This window comes from Pseudomonas sp. FBF18, assembly GCF_024261405.1.
GTDB lineage: Bacteria > Pseudomonadota > Gammaproteobacteria > Pseudomonadales > Pseudomonadaceae > Aquipseudomonas > Aquipseudomonas palmensis.
Map to the genome: position 1 here is coordinate 1 of NZ_QKRS01000034.1, position 4,030 is coordinate 4,030.

At 63.4% G+C, this 4,030-nt stretch carries 1 protein-coding gene and 1 pseudogene; both read left to right on the top strand.

Annotated elements, in window-relative coordinates; genetic code table 11:
- Nucleotides 1–510, top strand: a pseudogene (locus DN387_RS25880) (type VI secretion system tip protein VgrG); the annotation flags it as partial.
- The coding region (locus DN387_RS25885) for a DUF6531 domain-containing protein (protein WP_082405807.1) at nucleotides 507–4,030 on the top strand (3,524 nt) is incomplete at its 3' end. The pseudogene DN387_RS25880 and the gene DN387_RS25885, both read left to right, overlap by 4 nt.

The following is a 4,030-nucleotide window of genomic DNA, read 5'->3' on the forward strand; positions in this document are numbered from 1 at the left end:
AGCCTGGAGCTGTTCAATAAGTACGCCACCCTTGAAGGCGTCAAGGAAGGCGACTTCGAGGTAGTCGACGCGATGGGCACCCGCCTCCCGGGTGCACTTGACGCCAAGGGCTTCATGAGTGTGGCCGGCGCTGCGTCGGGGCCCGTCAGTGTGCGATTCGGCCGTGACCCTGCGGACACCTGGAGTGTTGGCAGCTACTTCGCCACACCGGCCAAGCCCATTGTGCCGGGTGGCGAAAATGTCGCGGCGCAAGCCAAGACGCTGGCGAGTGCCGCAATGGGGGCGATGCATGCCGTGAAAGGCGGCGTGCAGGCCGTGCAACAGGTGCAGACCACCGTACAGGCCGCGAGCAAGGGCGTGCCGCAGTTGCTGATGGCGGCCGCACCCTCTGCCGTCGAGCTGTTGGGTACCGCGAAAAGGGCGAGTGACCTGCCAGGTCTGCCCGCGACGTTGTCCTCTACCTCTTCTTTTGAAACCCCGGCGTTGCTGGTGGGCGAGATGCTGTCATGACCACTGAAAGTACGGCTGCAAACCATCGTGAACCTCAGGTAGCCATCGTCCCACTGGACCAGGTGGCCCTTGAAGACATGGGCCTGGCGGCGGCGCATATCGATGATTGGCTGCGCGCAATCAGCGACGACATGATCACCCTTGAGCGGCTGCAGCATTTTGCCGGTTGTGTGCCGGTGATCGGCAACATCATGGCGCTGGTCGATACGCTCAGTGACATCGTCACCTTGAGCGAAAGCGTCGAGGTGGACCCGCTGGTCTGGGTCAGCCTTGGGATCAACCTTATCGGCGTGATTCCCGCCCCACCCAATATGGCAGCCGCACGCATGACCCTGCGCCCGATGCTGGCGCTGGCGCGTCAGCACGGCAAGAAAACACTGGGCGACGCACTGATCGCAGTGGCTGTCGGGCATTTGAACGCCTCGATCGTCGGCACCATCGACAATTTCCTCGACCAGACCGAGGGTATGCTGCCCACGCTGTTGGAGGATTGCGGCACGTTCTGCGAAGGGATGCTCAACGACCTGGCCAGCGGCCTCGACGCAATGGTCAATGGCACGTTCGATGCCCAGGGTGAGTTGGACAGCGCCGAGTTGGAGTTGAGCACGTGGTGGCACGACCCCGAGTCCACCGCCGCCAACTTCCTCAGCGCAGTGGCGAGCAGCTACAAGGCCGGGGCCAAAGGCCTGGCCAATGCGGTCGCCAAGCAGTTTGTGCCCGACAAGGCCAAGGCACTGGTAGCGCCGTACATCAGAACGCTACGGGACATGGGCCCCCGGGTGCGCCAGCAACTGAAGAAACTTGCCGACCCGAACGACCCCAACTCCCTCGAATCCCTGCGCATGGCCATGGCGGATGCGGCGGATGAATGGTGGGTTCACAACAACAGTGTGGCTGGCAACGTCAAACCCGAGGCGGTCAGTACCGTGACGTTGATAGCTGGGATGGGCGCACTGGAGGTGGTACGCCGCCAGATGCGCGGCCGGCGTCGGCCCAAGCCGCAGAAAAACGGCAGCTGTCCCGGCACTTGCAAGAGCATCAGCTTTGCCACGGGCGCAGAGTCGCTGCAGCACACCGACTTCAGCCTGCCAGGGCCGTTTGCGTTGGAGTGGACCCGTACCTACTGCTCGGCACTGGAAGCCTATGACGAAGATGTGATGGGCGCGCGCTGGATCACCGAGTTCACCTCGCGGTTCGATTGTGTCGATGACGGTCTGGTGTTTCATGACGCGGATGGGCGCAGCCACGCCTACCCGATACCCACGGTCAGTGGTTTTCATTACGACTCGGTCGAGAATTTCACGCTGATTCGTACTGGCGAGCATCAGCTGTTGTTGTGCCGGGGCTACGACCGCAAGGAAACGTATGTGCGCCACGGTCAGCGCTTTGTGCTCAAGCAGGTGGTGCTGCGCAACGGCGCGGGCGTCATGCTGCACCATGAGCACCGCCACAACGACCTGCCGGTGCTGTCGGATGTGATCACCTACCAGGACGAACTGACCGACGTCCACCTGCACCTGGGCACCCTGATCGACGAGCACGGCCGTTTGACCGGCTTGTGGGAGATCCGCGACGGGCAGGTGCTGCGACAGCTGTGCGCCTACCACTACGATGCGGCCGGCGACCTGTGCCATGCGCAGGACGAACATGGCGCGGCCTGGAACTACCAGTACCAGCATCACCTGATAACGCGCTACACCGACCGCACCGGGCGCGGCATGAACCTGCAATGGCAAGGCAGTGGCGCGGATGCCAGGGCAGTACGTGAATGGGCAGACGACGGCAGCTCCGACACGCGGCTGGAGTGGGATGAGAACATCCGGCTCACCTATGTCACCGATGCGCTGGGGCATGAGACCTGGCACTACTACGACCTGCTGGGCTACACCTACCGCATCCGCCATCCGGATGATCGTAGCGAATGGTTCTTTCGCGACCAGGCCAAGAACGTCATCCGGCACGTGCACACCGATGGCAGTCAGGATCGCTACACCTATAGCGATTGTGGCGACCTGCTGCAGCACATTCGTGCCGACCACACGACAGTGCATTACGCCTATGACGACCAGAGCCAGCTGATCAAGATCCGCGATGCCGAAGGCGGCCTGTGGCTGCGCGACTACAACGAGCGCGGCCACCTGCTCGAAGCGACCGATCCGCTGGGCAACAAGACCGAGTACGCCTACACCCCAAGCGGTCTGGTAAGCGCGATCAAGGATGCCAACGGCAATGAAAAGGCCGTGGAGTACAACGCCGCCGGCCAGTTGCTGAAGTACACCGACTGCTCGGGCAAGCTCAGTGCATGGGCGTACGACGACTACGGCAACCTGGTGCAGTTCACCGACGCGGCCGGGCACACGACCCAGTACGCCTACAAGGCGGGACAGCTGTCGCTGGTCACGCACCCGGACAACACCGAGGAGCGCTTCGAGCGCGATGCCGAGGGGCGTCTGCTCGCTCACCTCGACGCCCTGGACCGGTGTACCACCTGGCGCTACAACGCCGCCGGCCTGATCAGCGAGCGGGTCGATGCAGCGCAACAGACCCTGCACTACCGTTGGGATCCGGTGGGGCGGCTGGTGGCCCTGGAGAACGAAAACGAACGCCGCGCGCACTTTCACTACGACCCCATGGGCCGGTTGCTGGAAGAGCGAGGGTTTGACGGGCGCGCCACGCGCTACACCTACGAGGCGTCTACCGGCCGCTTGCACAGCACCCTTGATGGCGAGCGCAGCATCAGCCTGCGTTTCGATGCGATGGGCCGGCTTACCGAGCGCAGCGCCAGCCTCAGCAGCCAGGGCAACCTGAGCCAGCGAGAGACGTTCGCCTACGACGGTAACGGCCAGCTGATCATGGCCAGCAACGATCAGAGCCGTGTGCAGTGGTTCCATGATCCGGCCGGCAACCTGGTGCGCGAGCACCAGCATTACCTCGGGTTGCAGGCCCCGGTGGTTGCAGTGTGGAAGCACGAGTACGACGTGCTCAACCAGCGTGTGGCGACGTTGCGCCCGGACGGGCACCGCGTCAGCTGGCTGACCTACGGCAGTGGTCATTTGCTCGGCTTGCGCCTGGATGACCATGACCTGTTGAGTTATGAACGTGACGACCTGCACCGTGAGGTGGCGCGTCATCAAGGCAATCACTTGCTGCAGACCCAGCGCTGGAATCCGGTGGGGCGTCTGCAGGAGCAATTGCTGGGCCGTAGCGATGACAACAGCACGCTGCTCAAGCGTGCGTATGTGTATGACGCGGCCGGGCAACTGACCGACATCGACGATACCCGGCGCGGGCCGCTGGCCTATCGTTACGATCCGGTGGGGCGGCTGTTGCAGGCTGCCAGCCGCCTCGGTGTGGAGACCTTTGCATTCGACCCCGCAGGCAACCTGCGCGACGACAGCGTGCAGCAGGCGCACCGCCCGCTGGACCAGGACCCCAAACGCAGCAAGTTGCTGGACAACCTGCTGCGTGAGTACGCCGGTACGCATTACGCGTACGACGAGCGTGGCAACCAGATTCAGCG